Raw genomic sequence first — 2,850 nt, 5'->3', positions numbered from 1 at the left:
CATTAGTAGCTTTAAATGATACACTACCAGCAACAGGAGGAAATGTTCTAGCAAATGATACCATTAACGGAGCACCAGCAACAGCAGCCAATACTGATGTGACGCCAGTAACAAATGGACCATTGAGTATAGATGCAAATGGAAACTTAACTGTAGCGCCAAATACAATAGCAGGAACATATACCATTACGTATCAAGTATGTGAAACAGGTTCTAATCCGTTGGTGTGTACCACAGCCACAGTTACAGTAGTTGTGAACGAAACGCCAGATATAGCCATAGTTAAAACAGCCGTATTCAATGATGAAAATGGAGATGGTTTTGCACAAGCAGGAGAGACTATTACCTACAGTTTTGCGGTAAGCAATACAGGAAACACGCCATTAAACAATGTAACAGTAACCGATGTGCTACCAGGTTTGATACTATCGGGTAATAGCATACCTTTATTGCCAGTAGGAGCGACAAACAATACAGCCTATCAAGGAGTATATCGCTTGAAACAATCCGACATCAATTTAGGAAGCGTAACCAACCAAGCAACCGCAACAGGAGTTACCCCACTAGGAGTTGTAGTAAGTGATTTATCAGATGATTCTAGTGCTTTAAGTGATAGACCAACAGTACTTGCTATTCAAGGATGTGTGATCGAAGTGTTTAATGCAGTAGCGCCAAATGGAAATGGAGACAACAAAGTGTTCCGCATTAGAGGACTAGAATGTTACAGCGACAATACGGTAGAGATATACAACCGCTGGGGAGTACTAGTATTTGAGAGAGCAGGATATAACAATGATGATAGAGCTTTTAGAGGCGTTTCAGAAGGAAGAGTAACCATCAAACAATCCGAAGAGTTACCAGAAGGAACGTATTATTACATCTTGAGATATAAGGACAGTGCAGCCACTAGTTTTGAAAAAGCAGGATACTTATACATCAACAGATAATAAATAAATAAAGCTCATAAGTTTAAAAATGGAAGCAATATGAAGACAAAATTAGTAGTAGTAATGGTACTCTTACTCTCGGGTATAGTAAATGCCCAGCAAGATGCTCAGTTTACACAGTACATGTACAATTCGATCAATATAAATCCAGCCTATGCAGGTTCGCGTCAGTCCATGAACATCTTTGCCCTACACCGCACCCAGTGGGTAGGGCTAGATGGGGCACCAGTAACCAATACTGCCTCTATTAACACACCTATCAATGATACTAAACTAGGCCTAGGAGTATCAATCATAAATGACAGGATAGGGCCATCTGATGAGAGCAATCTAGCAGTTGATTTTTCATACTACATCAATACCTCAGAAGACTTCAAACTCTCCTTTGGATTAAAAGCCTCAGCAAATCTATTGAATGTCAATTTTGATAAGTTGAATCAGTATGATCCTAATGACTATAGTTTTGAGAATAACATAGACAATAAGTTTTCACCTAATATAGGAGTGGGACTTTATTGGTACTCAGATAAAACCTATGTGGGTCTTTCAGTTCCTAACTTGTTAGAGACAGAGCATTTTGATAAATACGCAGGAGTAGGAGCCAATTCTTATATTGCACGAGAACGCGTAAACTATTACTTAACAGCCGGTCACGTATTTGATTTAGATTATAATTTAAAATTCAAACCAGCCATGATGACTAAGATGGTTCAAGGTGCTCCACTACAAGTAGATTTATCGGCTAACTTCTTGTTTAATGACAAGTTTACAGTAGGAGCTGCTTACCGCTGGAGTGCTGCATTGAGTGCCATGGTAGGCTTTCAGGTATCAGACTCTTGGTTTATTGGGTATGCATACGATATGGAAACCACACGACTGGCTAATTACAATTCAGGGTCACATGAAATATTTCTTCGTTACGAAATATTCAAACGATATAACAAAATCACATCACCTAGATTCTTTTAATTTAATATAACGTTATGAAATTAAGCGCCAAACATTTCGGATGCTGTGTAGTTTTTTTAGTATCAACAGTAATGGGGTATGCCCAAAAAAAAGGAGTAGCAATTGCGGATAAAAACTTCGATAATTATTCTTACGTTGATGCCATAGCTACCTATGAGAAAGTAGCCGATAAAGGATATAAAGACGAGAAAATGTTTCAAAAATTAGGAGATTCCTATTTCTTTATAGCCAATTTGATCAAGGCAGAGAAATGGTATTCTGCTCTTTTTGCGATGAATTCCTCTCAAGAAGCTGAGTATTACTACAGGTATTCCCAATCATTAAAAGCCGTAGGCAACTATGCTAAGGCCGATAAAATGCTAGAACAATTCATTGCAAAATCAGCCACAGACCAGCGAGGGAAACTCTTTGCGAGTCAGCGTGATTACTTAAAAGATATCAAGGAAAACTCAGGGAAATACGAAATATTTGATGCCGGAATCAACTCCCCTTACTCTGATTATGGAAGCGCTTACTACAACAATACCCTACTTTTTGCATCGGCGCGCGATACAGGCGGAGTAGCTAAAAAAGTGTTCAAGTGGAACAATGAATCTTTTACCAACTTGTACAGCTCCCAGATAAGTACAGATGGTAGTGTGGGTAAACCAGAGGTATTCAATAAAAACATCAACAGTAGGTTTCATGAGTCAACCCCCGTTTTTACCAAAGATGGGCAAACCATGTACTTCACGCGTAATAATTATCTCAACGGGAAAAAGCAAAAAGACAGCAGACGTATTATATTATTAAAACTCTACAAGGCCACGAACGAAAATGGAAAATGGGTCAATGTACAAGAGTTACCTTTTAATAGTAATGAATATAGTGTAGCGCATCCAGCGCTGAGTGTAGATGAGAAAACCTTGTATTTTGCATCAGACATGCCAGGTAC

2 protein-coding genes and 1 pseudogene are annotated in these 2,850 nt (G+C 38.7%); all 3 read left to right on the top strand.

From position 1 onward, the window contains the following. The coding region (locus FPG59_RS15385) for a gliding motility-associated C-terminal domain-containing protein (protein ID WP_140344701.1) at positions 1-947 on the top strand (947 nt) is incomplete at its 5' end. A 39-nt stretch (positions 948-986) separates the two neighbouring features. Beyond that, complete coding sequence (locus FPG59_RS15380) at positions 987-1,916, top strand: type IX secretion system membrane protein PorP/SprF (RefSeq protein WP_086455432.1); 930 nt, start codon at positions 987-989, stop codon at positions 1,914-1,916. A gap of 14 nt (positions 1,917-1,930) precedes the next feature. Further along, positions 1,931-2,850, top strand: a pseudogene (locus FPG59_RS15375) (flagellar motor protein MotB); the annotation flags it as partial.

Origin of the sequence: Flavobacterium sp. FPG59 (genome assembly GCF_002150205.1) — a bacterium.
Classification (GTDB): domain Bacteria; phylum Bacteroidota; class Bacteroidia; order Flavobacteriales; family Flavobacteriaceae; genus Flavobacterium.
The sequence above is the reverse complement of the archived record's forward strand: the minus strand, read 5'-3'. Positions and strand labels throughout refer to the sequence as shown.